Origin of the sequence: Porphyromonas uenonis 60-3 (assembly GCF_000174775.1) — a bacterium.
Classification (GTDB): domain Bacteria; phylum Bacteroidota; class Bacteroidia; order Bacteroidales; family Porphyromonadaceae; genus Porphyromonas; species Porphyromonas uenonis_A.
Map to the genome: position 1 here is coordinate 1 of NZ_ACLR01000068.1, position 1,635 is coordinate 1,635.

A 1,635-nucleotide genomic window follows, 5' to 3' on the forward strand; every position below is an offset into this window, starting at 1 on the left:
GTTGCACCGCCTTGACTACACTTAATTGCGGGAGTAATCAGCTGACCAGCTTGGATCTCTCTAGTTGCACCGCCTTGACTACACTTAATTGCGGGAGTAATCAGCTGACCAGCTTGAATGTATCAAGTTACACCTCTTTGAAAACGCTTAACTGCAGCAATAATCAGCTGACCAGCTTGGACTTATCGGGCTGCACCGCCTTGAAAACGCTTGACTGTGGGGAGAATCCTGTTTTTGACAGCTTGGATGTGTCGGGTTGTACCTCTTTGACAAAGCTTGACTGCAAAAAGAGCTCTAGTCCGAAAAAACTAAACGCTTCGGGCTGTACCGCCTTGACGGAGTTTGACTGCAGAGAGTGGAGTCTAATCAGCTTGGATGTGTCGGGTTGCACCTCTTTGATAAAGCTTACTTGCCCTAAACATTACTTGACCAACTTGAACGCATCGGGCTGCTCCGCCTTGAAAATGCTTGACTGTTCTGGCGATTCACTAACCAATCTAAACCTTTCGGGATGCACGTCGTTAACAATGTTTTTCTTTATAAACAACCGCCTGGTCAGCTTGAATATTTCAGGCTGTACTGCCTTGACAAAGCTTGCTTGCTCCCGCAATCAACTGACCAGCTTGGACGCCTCGGGCTGCACCGCCTTGAAAACGCTTGACTGCAGGGATAATAAGCTTACCAGCTTGAACGTATCGGGTTGCACCGCCTTGAAAACGCTAGATTGTAGCGACAATACGCTGAGCGATATAAACCTACTCCAGTGTTTTGAACTAAACTGGCTACGTTGCAGCATCAATCAGATTAAGGCGAGTTCTATGACCGCCTTGATAAATAGCTTACCAGATCGTCAAGGTAAGACGGTTGGTATGCTGCAAGTCGTGGACAAGGAGTCGACAAAAGAGGGCAACCTATGCTTCACCGATCATGTAACGAAGGCTAAAGCTAAGAATTGGCAGGCGCAGTCTTACCAAAGCAATGCCTGGTCTGACTATGCGGGCTCAGAGGTACCGACCTTTGCTGTAACCAGCTCAGCAACTACGGGCGGTATGGTCGCTATCATAGGTGTTCCAGACCTGACGAAGGTGCCGTATGATACAGAGTTGACGATTGTCGCTACGCCAGCTGAGGGGTATGAGCTTACTGCGCTTACGGCCAATGGCACGGATATCCTCGCTTCTAAGAAGGTGATTGTTAAGGAGGCTGTCGAGGTTAAGGCGACCTTTGCTAAGAAGAGCTTCGCCGTCACCTTCGACAAGGTGGGCGAGGGTACGATCACCGCTACGGGGGCAGATGATCTCAATGCTGTGGCTTATGGTACCGAGTTGACGATTGTTGCTACACCTGCTGCGGGTTACGATCTTCAATCTCTCGTTGCCGGTGGTGTAGACATCACAACTACTAAGAAGGTCGTTGTCAAGGACAATGTGACCGTCACGGCAACCTTTGCGAAGAAGAACTTTGCCGTCACCTTCGAGAAGGAGGGTGAGGGTACGATCACCGCTACGGGTGCCAGCGACCTCAACTCAGTCGCTTACGGCACGGAGTTGACGATCAACGCTACTCCTGCTATGGGTTACGAACTCGTATCCATTACGGCTAATGGTACTGATATCACAGCGACGAAGAAGATCG

At 49.7% G+C, this 1,635-nt stretch carries 1 protein-coding gene; it reads left to right on the forward strand.

Annotated elements, in window-relative coordinates:
• Positions 1-11 precede the first annotated feature (11 nt).
• On the forward strand, positions 12-1,635 hold a 1,624-nt coding region (locus tag PORUE0001_RS10540), incomplete at its 3' end, for a leucine-rich repeat domain-containing protein (protein WP_410524543.1).